2 protein-coding genes are annotated in these 18,145 nt (G+C 71.3%); both read right to left on the reverse strand.

The genetic code is table 11. The annotated features are described in order from the left end of the window. Window positions 1-220: 220 nt before the first annotated feature. The gene (locus tag BST44_RS20045) at window positions 221-7,867 is read right to left on the reverse strand and encodes a non-ribosomal peptide synthetase (RefSeq protein WP_083178850.1); all 7,647 of its coding nucleotides are present in this window, start codon (window positions 7,865-7,867) and stop codon (window positions 221-223) included. Beyond that, the gene (locus tag BST44_RS20050) at window positions 7,864-18,108 is read right to left on the reverse strand and encodes a non-ribosomal peptide synthetase (RefSeq protein WP_083178878.1); all 10,245 of its coding nucleotides are present in this window, start codon (window positions 18,106-18,108) and stop codon (window positions 7,864-7,866) included. Before BST44_RS20050 ends, BST44_RS20045 begins: the two co-directional genes overlap by 4 nt. Window positions 18,109-18,145: the final 37 nt, after the last annotated feature.

Genomic DNA, 18,145 nt, shown 5'->3' on the forward strand with positions numbered 1-18,145 from the left:
GCGCACAGTATCTCCGTCAAATTAGTCAACATGAGTGCAACAGTTCGCAAGGTTAACGGATGGATACGAAAGTGCGCTAGAGGTTTCGAAAAAGTCCCAGCTTCATATCAGGACTCCCGTAGATCGCACCCAAAAGATACGCGAAGAATGTTTCAGTTGCTTAAAGAGGGCAAACGGTTCGGGACGGCCCCGTAGGACCGTCCCGAACCGAGCGTGCGATTTAGAGCAGTCCGACCAACTGCAGGTCGGTGACGTATTTGACGATCACCGGCGGGGAGATGTGCGGGATGTCGCTGTCGGCGCCGATCTTGGCTTCCTGCACGGCGGTGCGGAAACGGTCGGTCGGGGCGAACGAACCGGTGGCCGGCTCCGGCGCCTGCAGCTGGTTGTAACCCGGCACCTGCAACATCTGCAGCACCGAATGCTTGCGCTGCCGCTCCGGCAGCTCACGCAGCGCCGCCTCGAACCGGCTCAGCCACTCCCCGAAGTCGTCGATCCGCTCGATCGGGTAGCCGGCCTCGATCAGCCAGTCGACGTACTCGTCGATGCCGATGCCGTCGTCGTGCGGGTTCATCACGTGATACGTCTCGAACCCTTCCACCACCTGGGCGCCCAGCGTGGTGACCGCCTCGGCGACGAACTCCACCGGCAGCGCATCGAAATGCGAACGCTGCCGGTTGCCCTCGGCGTCCAGCTGGTAGAACGACCGCGGCGCGATGCCGGTCGCCACCAGGCTCAGCACCATCCGGGTGAACATGTCCGACAGGTTGAACTGGCCGGCGTAGCTGGTGTCGGACAGGATCATGTCGGACCGGAACACCGAGACCGGCAGCCCACAGAGGTCGTGGGCCTCGCGCAGCAGCACCTCGCCGGCCCACTTGCTGTTGCCGTAGCCGTTGGCGTAGCTGCCGTCGACCTTGCGGATGGGGCTGATCTCCCGGATGTCGGCATCCTCGGTGAACACCGCGGGGTCGATCTGGCGGCCGACGTCGGAGGTCGAGACGTAGGCGTACGGCTTCAGCTTCGTGGTCAGCGCCACCCGGATCAGCTCCGCGGTGCCCGCGACGTTCGGCCCGAACAGCTCGCGATACGGCAGCACGCCGTTGACCAGGGCAGCCGAGTCGACGATCAGGTCGACGGTGTCGGCCAGCCGCTGCCAGGTCTGCTCGTCCAGCCCGAGGTTGGCCGCGCCCTTGTCCCCGGCGATGACCTCGAGGTGGTCGGCGGCCAGCTCCTGGAAGTACCGCAGCAGCTGCGGGTCGCCGGTGTCGAACGTCTTCTCCAGCCGCTGCCGGGCCTCCTCGTCGGAACCGGCCCGCACCAGACAGATCAGCTTCCCGTCGACCAGCTCCAGCTGCTCGAGCCACTGCAGCGCCAGGTACCGGCCCAGGAAGCCCGTCGCCCCGGTCAGCAGGACCGTGCGGACTTCCGAACTCGGCCCCGGCAGCGCCGGCGCGTTGCCCAGCGTCGGGGCGTCGATGAACTTCTCCAGCGTCAGGTCGCTCGCGTAGACGTGGGTCGCGTCGCGGCCGTGCACCGAGGCAAAGCTCGGACCGCCTGCCTCGAGCTCGTCCGCGCCGCTGGCGTCGTGCTCCGCCCGCTGGGCGAGGCGGCGAACCGTCGGCGCCTCGAACAGGGTGCGCACCGAGAGGTTGGCGTCGAGCGCCGTGTTCACCTCGGCGATCACCCGCATCGCGGAGAGCGAATCGCCGCCCAGGTCGAAGAAGGACTCCTCGACCGAAACACGCTGCAAGCCAAGGACACCGGCGAAAACGTCGGCCAACGTCTCTTCCACCGGGGTGGCCGGTGCGCGGTATTCGCCGCCGGTCTTCTGGTACTCCGGGGCCGGCAGGGCGCGCTTGTCGAGCTTGCCGTTGACGGTCAACGGCAGCGCGTCCAACACCACCACCGCGACCGGCACCATGTAGGCCGGCAGCCGCTCGCCCAGCCGCGCGCGGACATCGGCCGGGTCGGCCGTCCCGGTGATGTATCCCACCAGCCGCTTGTCGCCGGGGCGGTCCTCGCGGGCGATCACCGCCGCCTGCTCGACCCCGTCCAGACCGGCCAGGGCCGCCTGGATCTCGCCCAGCTCGATGCGGTAGCCGCGGATCTTCACCTGCTCGTCGACGCGGCCCAGGTATTGCAGCTGGCCGTCGGCGCCCCAGCACACCAGGTCACCGGTGCGATACATCCGGGCCCCGGGCGCCCCGAACGGGCACGCCACGAACCGCGAGGCCGTCAGGCCCGAGCGGCGCGCATAGCCGCACGCCACACCGCGGCCGGCGATGTACAGCTCACCGACCACGCCCTCGGGCGCCGGCCGCAGCCACTTGTCCAGGACGAACAGCGCCGCCCCGGGCACCGGGGAACCGATCGGCGCCCCCGCGTCCGGGTTCAGCGGCGCGCTCATCGCCGCGTACACCGTGCCTTCGGTCGGGCCGTAGGCGTTGATCATCACCCGGCCCGGCGCCCAGCGCTCGACCACCTCGGGCGGGCAGGCCTCGCCGGCCACCACCAGGGCCGTCGACTCCAGACCCTCCGGCGAGAGCATGCCCACCGCCGACGGTGTCTGGCTGAGCACGGTCACGTTCTCGGCGACCAGCAGGGCGTGCAGGTCCTTGGGCGAACCGGCGACGGATTCGGGCACCACGACCAGCCGGCCGCCGTGCAACAGCGCGCCGAAGATCTCGTGCACCGAGACGTCGAAGACCAGGGAATGCCACTGCGCCCACACGCCCGGGTCCGGCAGGTCGGCGTGCAGCCTCTCCAGCAGCTGGGTGGCGTTGTGGTGGGTGACCGCGACGCCCTTGGGGACGCCGGTGGTGCCCGACGTGTAGATGACGTACGCGATGTCCTGGGGCGTCGGCCCGGGCAGCGCCGTGGCGGGCCGGGTGTCGGCCGGCGCGTCGTCGACGTCGACGACCACTCCGTCGAAGCCGTCCAACCGGGAGCGCAGGTCGGCGGTCGTGACCGCGGCGACCGGCGCGGCGTCGGACAGCACGAACTCGATCCGCGCGGCGGGGACGGCCGGGTCGATCGGCAGGTAGGCCGCCCCGGTCTTGAGCACCGCCAGGATCGACACGATCGCCTCGGCCGACCGGGAGAACAGCAGTGCGACGCTCTCGCCCGGGCGGGCGCCGTGCTCAACGAGCAGGTGGGCCAACCGGTTCGCGGCCTCGTCGAGTTCGCGGTAGGTCATCGAGTGGCCGTCGAACGTCAGCGCCACCGCGTCGGGGACGCGGGCCACCTGCTTGGCGAACAGCGCCGGGATGGACGCCGCGGCACGCACCGGCGCGGTCAGCACCGCCCGGTTGCCCCACTCGTCCAGGCGGGCGCGCTCGCCGAGGTCCAACACGTCCATCGCCGACAGTCGCTGGCTGGAGTCGGCGGTCATCGCCCCCAACACCCGCTCGAACCGCTCGATCACCGACTCGATGCCGGCGGTGTCGAAGACGCTGGTGTCGAACTCGACGCGCAGGCCCAGCTCCCGGCCCGGGAGCGCCATCACCGCCAGCGGGTAGTGGTTGTACTCGCGGTTGGTGACGTCGGTGATCGCCAACTCGTGGAAGCCCAGCGGGACGCTGGTGTCGATCGGGTAGTTCTCGTACAGGAACAGCGTGTCGAACAGCAGGTCGTGGCCGGTGACGCGGTGGATCTCGTTCAGGGCCAGGTGCTCGTGCTCGATCGTGTTGTTGTGGGCGTTCTGCAGCTGCTGCAGCAGCTCGGCCACGGTGGTCGCGGCGGTGATGTGCGCACGCACCGGCACCGTGTTGATCAGCAGGCCCACCATCGATTCGGCGCCGGGCAATTCGGCCGGGCGACCGGAGACCGCGGTGCCGAAGGCCACGTCGTACTGGCCGGTCAACCGCATCAGCAGCTGGGCCCAGGCCGCTTGCAGCACGGTGTTGATCGTGGTGTGGCAGGACCGGGCGAGCTCGCCCAGCGCGCGGGTGGTCTCGGCCGGCAGGCGGTAGGACTCGACGCCGCGGCGTCCGACGCTCAGCCGGGCGGGCGGCCCCACCAGCGTGGGCGTGTCGAACCCGGCGAGCACCTCACCCCAGGCCGCCCGGGCGGCCGTGCGGTCCTGGGCCGCCAGCCACGTCAGGTAGCTGCGGTAGGACGCGGGCGCGGGCAGCCGCTCCCCGTAGTAGCTGGTGAGGATCTCGCGCAGCAGGATCGGCAGCGACCACCCGTCCATCACGATGTGGTGGTTGGTCAGCACGAACCGGTGCCGGTTGTCGGCGGTGCGGATCAGCGCGGCCCGGAAGGCGGGCCGGTTGGCGAGGTCGCTGACCGCGGCGCGCTCGGCGGCGCAGAGCTGCTCGATCTTCTCCTCGGGGTCCAGGTCTTCGGCGCCGAGCTGGATGTACCGCCACGCCATCGCCGGGTCGGCCGGGATGACCTGCACCGGCTGGCCGAACTGCGGGCAGAACCGGGCCGCCAGGTTGGGGTGCCGGTTGACGACGGCGTGGACGGCCTCCCGCAACCGGTGCGGGTCCAGGTCGCCGGTGACGGTGATGCCGAGCTGCACCGCGTAGACGTCGTCGCCGGGGTCGTTGGCGAAGCTGGCGTGGAACAGCAGGCCCTGCTGCAGCGGGGTCAACGGCAACACGTCGGCGACGGCGTATTGCTGGCAGAGGTCGTCGAGCTGCTGCTGGTTCAGCTGGGCGGGGGCGATGTCCGACGGGGTCAGCCCGCCGCCGCCGCTGCGGACGTGCGCGCAGATCCCGGCCAGGGCCTCGAACCACAGCTGGCTCAACCGGCTGACCTGCTCGTGGTCCAGCGCCGAGGGCGCCCACGTCCAGTTGGCCTGCAGGTTGGGGCCGGCCTCGGTGTCCATGGTGCCGGCGTTGAGGTCGACGGTGTGCATCAGCGGCATGGGCAGCGCCGCGCTGGCGGCGCCGGTGAACGACAGGCTGTCCTGGCTGATCCGCCACATCTCGCCGGGCAGGTCGGCCGCCGCACCCAGGCGTCCCAGGTAGTTGAAGCCGATCACCGGGTCCGACCCGTCCAGGTCGACCTCGGCGTTCATGTACCGCAGCAGCCCGTAGGTCAGCGGGTCGGGCAGCGCGCGCAGCTGCTCCTTGGCCTTCTTCACCAGCACGCCGAGCGCCCGGTCGCCGGCCATCACCTCCGCCCAGTCCAGCTCGCCGACGGCCAGTGCGACCGGGTACTTGGTGGTGAACCAGCCCACGGTGCGGGACAGGTCGACGTGCGGGCCCAGCTCCTCGTGCCGGCCGTGGCCCTCCACGTCGATGCCGATCGGCGCGCCGGTGCCCACGAACCGCGCCCAGGCCAGCCCGAACGCGATCAACAGGATGTCCTGGACGCCCGCGTGGAAGGCCGCGGGCACCTCGCCCAGCAGCATCCGCGTGGTGTCGACGTCCAGCGACACCGACAGCTGCTTGGCCGTCTCGTAGGTGTCGACGTCGGGGCGCACCGCCGGCAACAGCGCCGGCGTCGCGGCGACCTCCCGCCACGCCTCGGCCTGCGCGACGACCTCGGGCCGCTGGGCGTGCTCCTCCAGCATCGCCGACCACCGCGCGAACGACGTCCCGCCGGTCGGCAGCGCCACCGGCTGCCCACTGTGGTGCTGCGCCCAGGCGATATTCAGGTCTTCCAACAGGATTCGCCACGACACCCCGTCCACCGCCAGGTGGTGGATCATCAACGCCAGCTGGGCGGTGGATTCCGCCCACACCGCGCGGAGCATGGTCCCCGCGGCGGGGTTGAGCTGCGAGCGCGCCGCGACCAGCGAAGCGTCGGACAACGCGTCGACGGTGTGCAGGCACGCGGCGGCCTCGACCGCGCCGACGTCGGGCACCTGTAGCGACCAGCCGCCGGCGCCGTCGTCGTCGACCCGCATCCGCAGCGTGGCGTGCCGGTCCAGCAGCGACTGCAGCACCACCAGCACGTCGTCGCCGGTGACGCCCGCGGGCGCCTGCACCACCATGGTCTGGTTGAACTGGTCGGTCGGGCCGTCGACCTGCTGCAGCCAGCGCATGATCGGGATCGCGACCACCGGGCCGATGCCCTCGTCGACGACGTCATCGTCGGAGGCCACGCCGGCCACCCGGGCCAGCCGGGCCACCGTCTGCTCGACGAAGACGTCGCGCGGGCGGCACACCACGCCGGCCGCGCGGGCGCGGGCCACCACCTGCATCGACAGGATGCTGTCGCCGCCGAGGTCGAAGAACGAGTCGTCGACGCCGACCCGCTCCAGTCCGAGGACCTGGGCGTAGATGGCGGTCAGGGTTTCTTCGACGGCCGTGGTCGGCGCGCGGTACTCGCCGTTCGTCTTCTGGTACTCCGGGGCGGGCAGCGCCCGCTTGTCGAGCTTGCCGTTGACCGTCAGCGGCAGCGCGTCCAGCACCACCACCGCGGCGGGCACCATGTAGCCGGGCAGCCGCTGGCCGAGCTGGGTGCGGATCTCGGCGGGGTCGGCGGTCCCGGTGATGTAACCGACCAGGCGCTTGTCGCCGGGGCGGTCCTCGCGGGCGATCACCACCGCCTGCTCCACGCCGTCGAGCCCGGCGAGCGCCGTCTGGATTTCGCCGAGCTCGATGCGGTAGCCGCGGATCTTGACCTGCTCGTCGGCGCGGCCGAGGTACTGCAGCTGGCCGTCGACGCCCCAGCGCACCAGGTCCCCGGTGCGGTACATCCGGCTCCCCGGCGCCCCGAACGGGCACGCGATGAACCGGGAGGCCGTCAGGCCCGGCCGGCGCACGTAGCCGGAGGCCACACCGCGGCCGGCGATGTACAGCTCACCGACGACGCCCTCCGGCGCCGGGCGCAGCCACTTGTCGAGCACGAACAGCGCCGCGCCGGGCACCGGCGAGCCGATCGGCGGCGCCCCCGACTCGGCCTTCAGCGCCGAGCTCATCGAGGCGTACACGGTGCCCTCGGTCGGGCCGTAGGCGTTGATCATCACCCGGCCGGGCGCCCAGCGGTCCACCACCTCCGACGGGCAGGCCTCGCCCGCCACGATCAGCGCCGTCGCGTCGAGCCCGTCCGGCGAGAGCATCCCCACCGCCGACGGCGTCTGGCACAACACGGTGACCTTCTCGGCGATCAGCAGCGCGTGCAGCTCGTCCGGCGAGCCGGCCACCGACTCGGGCACCACCACCAGGCGGCCGCCGTGCAGCAGCGGGCCCCAGATCTCCCAGACCGACACGTCGAAGACCAACGAGTGCCACTGCGACCAGACACCGGCCTGCGGCAGGTCGGCGGGCAGCTTCTTGAGCAGCTGGGTGACGTTCTGGTGGGTGACCGCCACGCCCTTCGGGGTTCCGGTGGTGCCCGAGGTGTAGATCATGTACGCGATGTCCTCGGGGGCCGGCCCCGGCAGACCCGAGCTGGGCTGGTCGGCCACCGCCGGGTCGTCGACGTCGACGACCAGCAGGTCGAACCCGTCCAGCCGCGCCCGCAGTTCGGCCGTCGTGACCGCGGCGACCGGCGCCGCGTCGCCGAGCATGAACTCCATCCGCGCGGCCGGGACGGCGGGGTCGATCGGCAGGTAGGCGGCCCCGGTCTTGAGCACCGCCAGGATCGACACGATCGCCTCGGCTGAGCGGGACAGCAGCAGCGCCACGCACTCGCCCGGGCACGCGCCGTGGTCGGCCAGCAGGTGCGCGAGCCGGTTGGCGGCCTCGTCGAGTTCTTGGTAGGTCAGCGAGCGGCCCTCGAACGTCAGCGCCGGAGCCTCCGGAACGCGGGCGACCTGCTTGGCGAACAACGCCGGGATCGAGACAGCCCCCGTCGCCGGCGCGGTCAGCACCGCCCGGTTACCCCATTCGTCGAGGCGGTCGTGTTCGCCGCCATCGAGCAAGTCGATCGACAACAATCGCCGCCCCGCGCCGACGGTCATGCCTGCTCCTCCACATCTGCGGTCATGGCTTCCAGCACGCGCCGGAACCGCTCGACCAACCTCTCGATTCTGCCCTGGTCGAAGACTTCTGTATCGAATTCGACCCGAAGACCCAGTTCGTGACCCGGTACGGCCTGGACCGAGAGCGGGTAATGGTTGAATTCGCGGTTGGTGAAGCCATCAATGGCCAGCTCATCGACGGCCGACAGCGCGGCGGTGTCGATCGGATAGTTCTCGTACACGAACATGGTGTCGAATAATTGGTCGTGTCCCGTTACACGATGGATATCGTTCAGCGCTAAATGCTGGTGTTCGAGCGTGTCGTTGTAGGCGCTCTGCAGCTGGTTGAGCAGGTCGGCGATCGTGGTTTCGGCGCCGATCGTGGCCCGCACCGGGACGGTGTTGATGAGCAGGCCCACCATCTGGTCCGAGCCGGCCAGCTCGGTCGGCCGCCCGGAGACCGCGGTCCCGAACGTCACGTCGTGCTGACCGGTCAGCCACATCAGCAGCTGCGCCCACGCGGCCTGCAGCACGGTGCTGACGGTCGTGCGGCACGACCGCGCCAGCTCGCCCAGCGCCCGCGTGGTCTCCGCCGACATCTGGAACGAGGAGACGCTCCGCGGCCCGAGGCTCATCCGCCCGGGCGGGCCGACCAGCGTCGGGGTGTCGAACCCGGCCAGCACCCGGCGCCACGCCGCCTGGGCTGCCCCGCGGTCCTGCGCGGCCAGCCAGTCGACGAACTTGCGGTAGGGCACCGGGGCCGGTAGCTGCACCCCGTAGTAGGCGGCGAAGATCTCCTGCAGCAGGAGCGGCTTCGACCAGCCGTCGAGCACGATGTGGTGGTTGGTCAGCACGAACCGGTGCCGGTTGTCGGCGGTGCGGATCAGCGCGGCCCGGAACGGCGGCCGCTCCGCCAGGTCGCACACCGCGGCGCGTTCGCCGGCGCAGAGCTGCTGGATCTGCTCCTCGGGTTCGGCGTCGTCGGCGTCGAGTTCGACGTAGTGCCACGACAGCGGGGGCTCGGCCGAAAGGACCTGCACGGGCTCGCCGAAGTCCTCGACGAAATGCGCCACCACGTTGGGGTGCCGCTTGAGCATGGTGTGCACCGCGTCGCGCAACCGGTGCGGGTCGAGGGCACCGCTCACGCTGATGTCGAGCTGCACCGCGTAGAGGTCGTCGCTGCCGTGCGCGGTCCCGGTGTGGAACAGCAGGCCCTGCTGCAGCGGGGTCAACGGCAGCACGTCGGCGATCGGGTAGCGCTGGCACAGCTCGTCGATGTCGCGCTGGGTCAGCCGGGCGGGCGCGAGGTCCGACGGCGTCAGCCCGCCCCCGCCGCTGCGGACGTGGCTGCAGATGCCGCTGAGGGCGTCGAACCACAGTTCGCTCAGCCGGGCCACCTGTCCCTCGTCGAGCGCCGAGCGCGCCCAGGTCCAGTTGGCCTGCAGGAGCGGGCCGGTGGCGGTGTCCAGGGTGCCGGCGTTGAGCTCGACGGTGTGCGGCAGCGGGAGGGGCACCGCGGTCGCGGCGCCGGCCGACGCCAGGCTGTCCTGGTCGAGCCGCCACAGCTCGCTGGACAGGTCGCCCGCGCCGCCCAGCCGCCCGAGGTAGTTGAACCCGATCACCGGGTCCGACGCGTCCAGGTCGACGTCGTCGTTCAGGTAGCGCAGCAGGCCGTAGGTCAGCGTGTCCGGCAGGGCGCGCAGCTGTTCCTTGGCGTCCTTGACCAGCACGCCCAGCTCGGCCTCGCCGGTGACGACGTGTCCCCAGGACAGCCCGCCGACCTGAAGCGCGACGGGGTACTTGGTGGTGAACCAGCCGACCGTGCGGGACAGGTCCACCTGTGGGCCGAGTTCCTCGTGGCGGCCGTGGCCCTCGACGTCGATGCCGATCGGCGCGCCGGTGCCGACGAACTGCGCCCAGGCCAGCCCGAACGCGATCAGCAGGATGTCCTGCACACCCGCGTGGAAGGCCGCGGGCACCTCGCCCAGCAACATCCGCGTGGTGTCGGCGTCCAGCGCCACCGACAGCTGCCCGGCGCTGACGTAGGTGTCGATGTCGGGCCGCACCGCCGGCAGCGGCGCCGGCGTCGACGAGATCTGCCGCCACGCTTCGGCGGTGTCGACGACCTCCGGCCGGCGCGCGTGCTCGGCAAGCAGCGACGACCACCGGGCGAACGACATCCCGCCCACCGGCAACGCCACCGGCTGCCCGCTGTGATGCTGGGCCCAGGCGATGTTGAAGTCTTCCAACAGGATTCGCCACGACACCCCGTCGACGGCCAGGTGGTGGATGATCAGCGCCAGCTGCCCCGTCGACGGCACCCACACCGCCCGCAGCATCGCGCCGCTGGCCGGGTTCAGCTGCGAGACCGCCGCCGCCAATGCCGCGTCGGACAGCGTCTCGACGGTGTGCACGCACCCGGCGGCGTCCACCACGCCGGCCTCGGGGACCCGCAGCGACCAGCCGCCGGCGCCGTCGTCGTCGACCCGCAACCGCAGCATGGCGTGCCGATCCAGCAAAGCCTGCAGGACCGCCACCACGTCGGTTTCGCCCGCCCCGGCGGGGGCCTGCACCACCATGGTCTGGTTGAACTGCTCGACCGGGCCGTCGACGCTGTGCAGCCAGCGCATGATCGGGGTGGCCACCACCGGGCCGATGCCCTCGTCGACGACGTCGTCGTCGGTGGCGAGCCCGGCCACCCGGGCCAGCCGGGACACGGTCTGCTCGACGAAGATGTCGCGGGGGCGGCAGACCACGCCGGCCGCGCGGGCGCGGGCGACCACCTGCATGGACAGGATGCTGTCGCCGCCGAGGTCGAAGAACGAGTCGTCGACCCCGACCCGGTCCACGCCCAGCACCTGGGCGTAGATGCCGGCCAGGATCTCCTCGATCGCGGTGCTGGGCGCGCGGTAGTGGTCGGCGTCGGAGTATTCGGGCGCCGGCAGCGCGCGGGTGTCGAGTTTGCCGTTGACCGTCAGCGGCAGCGCCTCGAGTACCACCACCGCGGTGGGCACCATGTAGGTGGGCAGCCGCTCGCCGAGCTGGTTGCGGATCGCGGCCGGGTCGGCGGTGCCGGTCACGTAGCCCACCAGCCGCTTGTCGCCGGGGCGGTCCTCGCGGGCGATCACCGCCGCCTCGTTGACCCCGTCCAGCGCGGCCAGGGCCGCGTGCACCTCGCCGAGCTCGATGCGGTAGCCGCGGATCTTGACCTGCTCGTCGGCCCGCCCCATGTACTGCAGCTGGCCGTCGGCGCCCCAGCGCACCAGGTCGCCGGTCCGGTACATGCGCGCCCCGGACCCGCCGAACGGGCAGGCCACGAACCGCGTCGCGGACAGCCCCGACCGGCCCACGTATCCATAGGCCAGGCCGAGCCCGGCCACGTACAGCTCGCCGACCACGCCCTCGGGCACCGGCCGCAGCCAGCCGTCCAGGACGAAGAAGCCCAGGTGGGCCAGCGGCACGCCGATGGGGCTGGCGCTGTTGTCGACGTCGCCGTCGACGATCTCCCGGAACGAGGCGTGCACCGTGGTCTCGGTGATGCCGTACATGTTGATCAGGCGCGGCAGCCCGGGGTGGTTGTGCAACCACTTGCCCAGCCGGTGCGGTTCCAGCGCCTCGCCGCCGAACACCACGGTCTGCAGCTTCAGCTGCTGCCCCAGCTCGGGCTGCAGCGAGTCCGCGGTCTGCAGCGCGTAGAACGCCGACGGCGTCTGGCTCAGCACGCTGACCTGTTCGCGGACCAGCATGGCGTGCAGCTCTTCCGGCGAGCGGACGACGTTGTCGGGCACGATGACCAGCCGGCCGCCGTACAGCAGCGACCCGAAGATCTCCCACACCGAGAAGTCGAACGCCAGCGAGTGGCACTGCGTCCAGACCTGCCCCAGCGCCAGCTGCGCGTCCAGGGACTCCAGCAGCTGGGTGACGTTGCGGTGCGGCACGGCCACGCCCTTGGGGGTGCCGGTCGTGCCGGACGTGTAGATGATGTAGGCGATGTTCGCCGGGGACGGCGCGGGCAGCCCGTCGCCGGGCTGGGTCGCGACGGCGGGGTCGTCGAATTCGATGACGTCCAGGTTCTGCCCGTCGAGCCGCGACCGCACGTCCGCGGTGGTGACGGCGGCGATCGGGGCGGCGTCGCCGAGCACGAACTCGATCCGCGCGGCCGGCACCGCCGGGTCGACGGGCAGGTAGGCCGCCCCGCTCTTGAGCACCGCGAGGATCGCCACGACGGCCTCAGCCGTCCTGGGGAACAGCACCGCGACCCGCTCCCCCGGCCCGGCGCCGCGGCTCACCAGCAGGTGCGCCAGCCGGTTGGCGGATTCCTCGACCTCGCCGTAGGTCCACGAACGGTCGCCGTCGGTGATGGCCACCGCCTCGGGGGCGCGGGCGGCCTGCGCGGCGAACAGCTCCGGGATCGAGACCAGCTTGCGCGCCGACTCGGCGAGCACCCCCCGGTTGCCCCAGTCGTCGAGCCGGGCGTGCTCGGCGGCATCGAGCAGGTCGATCGAGGACAGGCGACGGGCGGGGTCGGCGGTCATGGCCACCATCACCTGCTGCAGCCGCTCGATCAGCGTGTCGACGGCGGCCCGGTCGAACACCTCGGTGTCGAACTCGACGCGCAGGCTCAGCTCGTGGCCCGGCGAGACCACCACCGACAGCGGGTAGTGGTTGTACTCGCGGCTGCTGAAGTCGGTGACGGCCAGCTCGTGGACGCCCAGCAGCGCGCCCGCGTCGATCGGGTAGTTCTCGTAGAGGAAGAGGGTGTCGAACAACTGGTCGTGGCCGGTGGCGCGGTGGATGTCCGGCAGCGACAGGTGCTCGTAGTCGACGGTGTCGTTGTGCAGCCGCTGCAGCTGGTCCAGCAGGTCGGCGACGGTGGTGGTGGCGGTGATCTTCGCCCGCACCGGCACCGTGTTGATCAGCAGGCCGACCATCGCGTCCGCGCCGGCCAGCTCGGTGGTCCGGCCCGAAACCGCGGTGCCGAAGGCGACGTCGTGCTGGCCGGTCAGCCACGTCAGCAGCTGCGACCACGCGCCCTGCAGCACGGTGCTGATGGTGGTGCGGCATGAGCGAGCCAGCTCGCCCAGCGCCTTCGTGGTCTCGGCGGGCACGTGGAAGGCGGCGACGCCGCGCCGCCCGATCTGCCCGAGGGGCCCGACCAGGGTGGGGGTCTCGAAACCGGCCAGCGCCTGCGCCCACGCCGCCTGGGCGGCGGCGCGGTCCTGGTTGGTCAGCCAGGTGACGAAGCTGCGGTAGGACGGGGCGGCGGGCAGCCGCTCGCCGTAGTAGCTGGCGAAGACCTCCTGCAGCAGGATCGGCAGCGACCAGCCGTCGACCACGATGTGGTGGATGGTCAGCACGAACCGGTGCCGGTCGAGCGCGGTGCGGATCAGCGCGGCCCGGAACGACGGCTTGTCGGCCAGGTTGCACACCGCGGCGCGCTCGTCGGCGCACAGCCGGTCGACCTGCTCGTCGACGTCGCCGCCGTCCAGCTCGACGTAGCGCCACGCCATCTGGGGGTCGGCCGGGATGACCTGGACGGGCTCACCGAAGTCTTCGGAGAACCGGGCGACCAGGTTGGGGTGCCGCTTGACCGCGGTGTGGACCGCCTCGCGCAGGCGGGCCGCGTCGAGGCCGCCGCTGACGGTGATCCCCAGCTGCACCGCGTACAGGTCGTCCATGTCCTGCGCGAAGGCGGTGTGGAACAGCAGCCCCTGCTGCACCGGGGTCAGCGGCAGCACGTCGGCGACGCCGCCCTGACGGCACAGGGCGTCGATCTGTTGCTGGCTCAGGTGAGCGGGAGCGACGTCCGACGGGGTCAGGCCGCCGCCGCCGCTGCGGACGTGCGCGCAGATCCCGGTCAGCGCCTCGAACCACAACTGGCTCAACCGGTCGACGCGCTCGTGGTCCAGCGCCGACGGCGCCCAGCTCCAGTTGGCCTGCAGGTGCGGGCCGGCCTCGGTGTCCATGGTGCCGGCGTTGAGCTCCACCGTGTGCGCCAGCGGCATGGGCACCGCCGTCGCCACCGCGGCCACCGCCAGGCTGTCGTGACTGACCCGCCACAGCTCGTCGGACAGGTCGGCGCCCGCGCCGAGCCGCCCCAGGTAGTTGAACCCGATCACCGGGTCGGAGCCGTCGAGGTCGACGTCGGGGTTCAGGTAGCGCAGCAGGCCGTAGGTCAGGCCGTCGGGTAGGCCGCGCAGCTGTTCCTTGGCGGCCTTGATCACCGGACCCAGCGCCGCGTCGCCGGCGACGACCTGCGACCAGCTCAACCGGCCAGGCTTCAGCGCGACCGGGTATTTGGTGGTGAACCAGCCCACGGTGCGCGAGAGATCCACCCGCGGGAACAGTTCCTCCTGCCGCCCGTGGCCCTCCACGTCGATGCCGATCGGCGCCGCGCCGGTCCCGAGGAATTCGGCGAATGCCAGGCCGAAGGCGATCAGCAGGATGTCGCCCACGCCGGCGTGGAACGCGGCCGGCACCTCGCCGAGCAGCAGCCGCGTCGTCTCGACGTCCAGCGCGGCGGACAGCTGGCCGGCGTTCACGTAGGTGTCGGCGTCGGGCCGCGCCGCCGGCAACGCCGCCGGGGTGGACGCCACCTGCCGCCACTCGTCGGCGCGCGCCACCACGTCGGGGCGTTGCGCATACTCCTGCAGCAACGTCGACCAGCGGGCGAACGACGTCCCGGGCGCCAGCAGGGCCACCGGCTGTCCGTTGTGATGCTGGGCCCAGGCGATGTTGAAGTCTTCCAACAGGATTCGCCAGGAGACCCCGTCGACGGCCAGGTGGTGGATGATCAACGCCAGCTGGCCGGTGGACTCCGCCCATGCGGCGCTGACCATCACGCCGGCGGCCGGGTTCAGCCGCGACCGCGCCTCGGCCAGCGCCTCCTCGGACAAGGCCTCGACGGCGTGCACGCAGCCGCGCGCGTCGACCGCGCCGGGCTCGGGCACCTGCAGCGACCAGTCCCCCGCGCCGTCGTCGTCGGCGCGCAGCCGCAGCGCGGCGTGCCGATCCAGCAGGGCCTGCAGCACCGCGACCACGTCGGCCTCGGTCGCGCCCGCCGGCGCCTGCACCACCATGGTCTGGTTGAACTGCTCGATCGGGCCCTCGATGCTCTGCAGCCAGCGCATGATCGGGGTGGCCACCACCGGCCCGACGCCGTCGTCGCCCGCGCCGCCCGCGCCGTCAACCGCCACCTCGGCCACCCGCGCCAGCCGGGCCACCGATTGCTCGACGAACACGTCGCGCGGGCGGAACAGGATCCCGGCCGCGCGGGCGCGGGCCACGACCTGCATCGACAGGATGCTGTCGCCGCCCAGGTCGAAGAACGAGGCGTCGACGCCGACCCGCTCCAGGCCCAGCACCTGGGCGTAGATGTCGGCCAGGATCTCCTCGACCGGGTCCTCGGGGGCGCGGTACTCGGCGGTGGCGTATTCGGGTGCGGGCAGGGCGCGCTTGTCCAGCTTGCCGTTGCCGGTCAGGGGCAGCGCCTCGAGCACCACCACGGCGGCCGGCACCATATAGGGCGGCAGGCGGTCGGCCAGCGCGGCCCGGATCGCGGCCGGGTCGGCCGTGCCGGTGATGTAGCCCACCAGGCGCTTGTCCCCGGGGCGGTCCTCGCGCGCGACCACTGCCGCCTGGTCCACCCCGTCGAGGCCCTTGAGCACCGACTGGATCTCACCGAGCTCGATGCGGTAGCCGCGGATCTTGACCTGCTCGTCGGAGCGGCCGAAGTACTGCAGCTGTCCGTCCGGGCCCCAGCAGACCAGGTCGCCGGTGCGGTACATACGGGCGCCCGGGCCGCCGAAGGGGTTGGCCACGAACCGCGAGGCCGTCAGCCCCGACCGGCGCACGTATCCGATCCCGACGCCGCGGCCCGCCAGGTACAGCTCGCCGACCACCCCGGCCGGCACCGGCTGCAGCCACTTGTCGAGCACGAACATCGCCGCGCCGGCGATCGGTGAACCGATCGGCACCACGCCCGACCCGGGGATCAGCGGCTTGCTGATCGACGCGCACACCGTGGTTTCCGTCGGGCCGTAGGCGTCGAGCATCACCCGGCCGGGCGCCGCCCATCGGTCCACCACGTCGCTCGGGCAGGCCTCGCCCGCCACCACCAGGGCGGTGGACTCCAGGCCGTCCGCGGGCAGCATCGCCACCGACGACGGGGTCTGGGTGAGCACGCTGACCTTCTCCTCGACCAGCAGGTCGTGGAGGTCCTCCGGGGAGCTCGCGACCGACTCGGGGACCACCAGCAGCCGCCTGCCCCGCAGCAGGGCGCCGAAGATCTCCCACACGGAGAAGTCGAAGGCCGACGAGTGGCATTGCGTCCACACCTGCCCCTTGGGCAGGCCCGCGTCCAGCGACTCGATCAGCCACGTGACGTTCAGGTGAGGTATCGCAACGCCTTTGGGGGTTCCGGTGGTTCCGGAGGTGTAGATGATGTAGGCGATGTTCTCCGGGGCCGGCGCGGGCAGCGCGGTGCTCGGCTGCTCGTCGACGGCCGGGTCGTGGACGTCGACCACCAACAGGTCGCGCCCGTCCAGCCGCGAGCGCAGGTCCGCGGTGGTGATCACGGCACTCGGCGCCGCGTCGGAGAGCACGAACTCCATGCGTGCCGCGGAGTGCGCCGGGTCGATCGGCACGTAGGCCGCGCCGGTCTTGAGCACCGCGAGCATGGCCACGATCGCGTCGGCGCAGCGGGGGAACATGACCGCCACGCAGCCACCCGGGCCCACGCCGTGATCGGCCAGCAGGTGCGCCAGCCGGTTGGAGGCCTCGTCGAGTTCGGCGTACGTCAACGACTTGGCGGAGCAGGTGACCGCCGGGGTGTCGGGCGAGCGCTGCACGTGTTCGGCGAACGCCACCGGGATGGACACCGGCGCCGGGACCGGCTGGGTCAGGGCGGCCCGGTTGCTCCACTCGTCGATCTGGGCCGGCTCGTCGGCGGCCAGCAGGTCGATCGAGGACAGCCACCGCTCGGGGTCGGCGGTCATCTCCTCCAGCACCTGCTGCATGCGGGCCGCCAGGTCGGCGACGCCGAAGTCGGCAAACGGTTGCCCCGGGCCCGCGGTGCTCAGGAAGAGCTGGTCACCAGCGCCCAGGAAGAACAGGCTGAAGTGCCCCACGGGGCCGTGGTTGGTGTACGTCGCCGTCGCCGGGGAACCGGCGAGGTCGAGCGTGAGTCGCATGGGGATGAAGTTGATGCCGACCCGATTGGCCGCCTGCCGCAGGCCGTCGCTCTCCAGGGTGTGCACCGGGAACCGCTGATGGTGCAGCAGCTCCCGGATTTTGATGTCGACGTGTTTGCAGAAGTCGGCAACCGTGGCCGTCGGCGAGGTGTTCAGCACCAGCGGCACCACCCCGGCGAACATCCCGGGAAGGGTCTTCGACTCCTGGCGCACCCGCCGGCTCACCGGGAAGTCGAGCGCCACCTCGGAGCCGCTCCCGGACCAGGCGCGCACCAGCAGCGCGCACGCCGCCGTGGTGACGGAGAACCGGCGGATGCCCAGCTTCTTGGACAGCTCTTTGATGCGGGTGGTGACGGACGGGTCCAACTGGACGGACGCGGACGGCGAGTAGTGGTCTTTGCCGTTCGCGCTGTCGGTCGGCCGGTCAACCCAGGCGGTCTCCGGGGGGAGGTTCTTGCTCCAATACGCCTTGTCGTCCTGGTAGTCGGAGGACGCCTCGTATTCGGACTCCAGGTCAACTAAATCCTGCGCCGAGCCGAAATACGCATCGGGAATGGGTTTTCCGGCCATCATGGCGGAATAAATGGTGGCAACCCGGCGGGACACCAGCGCCATACCCAATCCGTCGATTGCGATGTGATGGCAGCAACCGAACAAATAAAACTCGTCAGCCCCCGTTTGGAACAACACGAATTGGAACAGCTGCCCGTTCAATGCCATGGGCGTCCGCTGGATCGACGAAGCCATCGCGCGGGCTTCCTGCACGGGGTCGGGCAGGGACGTCAGATCGTGGAAGGCGAGCTCGACGTCGGGGTAGTCGATCGGCTTCTGGACCACCTGGCCGTCCACCTCGAAGAACGAGACCCGGCCGGCCTCGGCCTCCGCGACGGTCTGGGTGAGCGCACGCCCGAGGGCATCGCGATCGACCGGACCCTCGATCTTGATCAACAAGCCCAGCTGCCACTCCGTGCCGACGAAGCCCGTTTCCTGCGAAAGCCAGATGTCCAGCTGTCCGCGCGTCAGCGGAAGTGTGTGATCACCAACTCCCATCGACTCCCCCAAAGCTCCACCCGCCCCATACCCCGAC

The organism is Mycobacterium scrofulaceum, assembly GCF_002086735.1.
Lineage (GTDB): Bacteria > Actinomycetota > Actinomycetes > Mycobacteriales > Mycobacteriaceae > Mycobacterium > Mycobacterium scrofulaceum.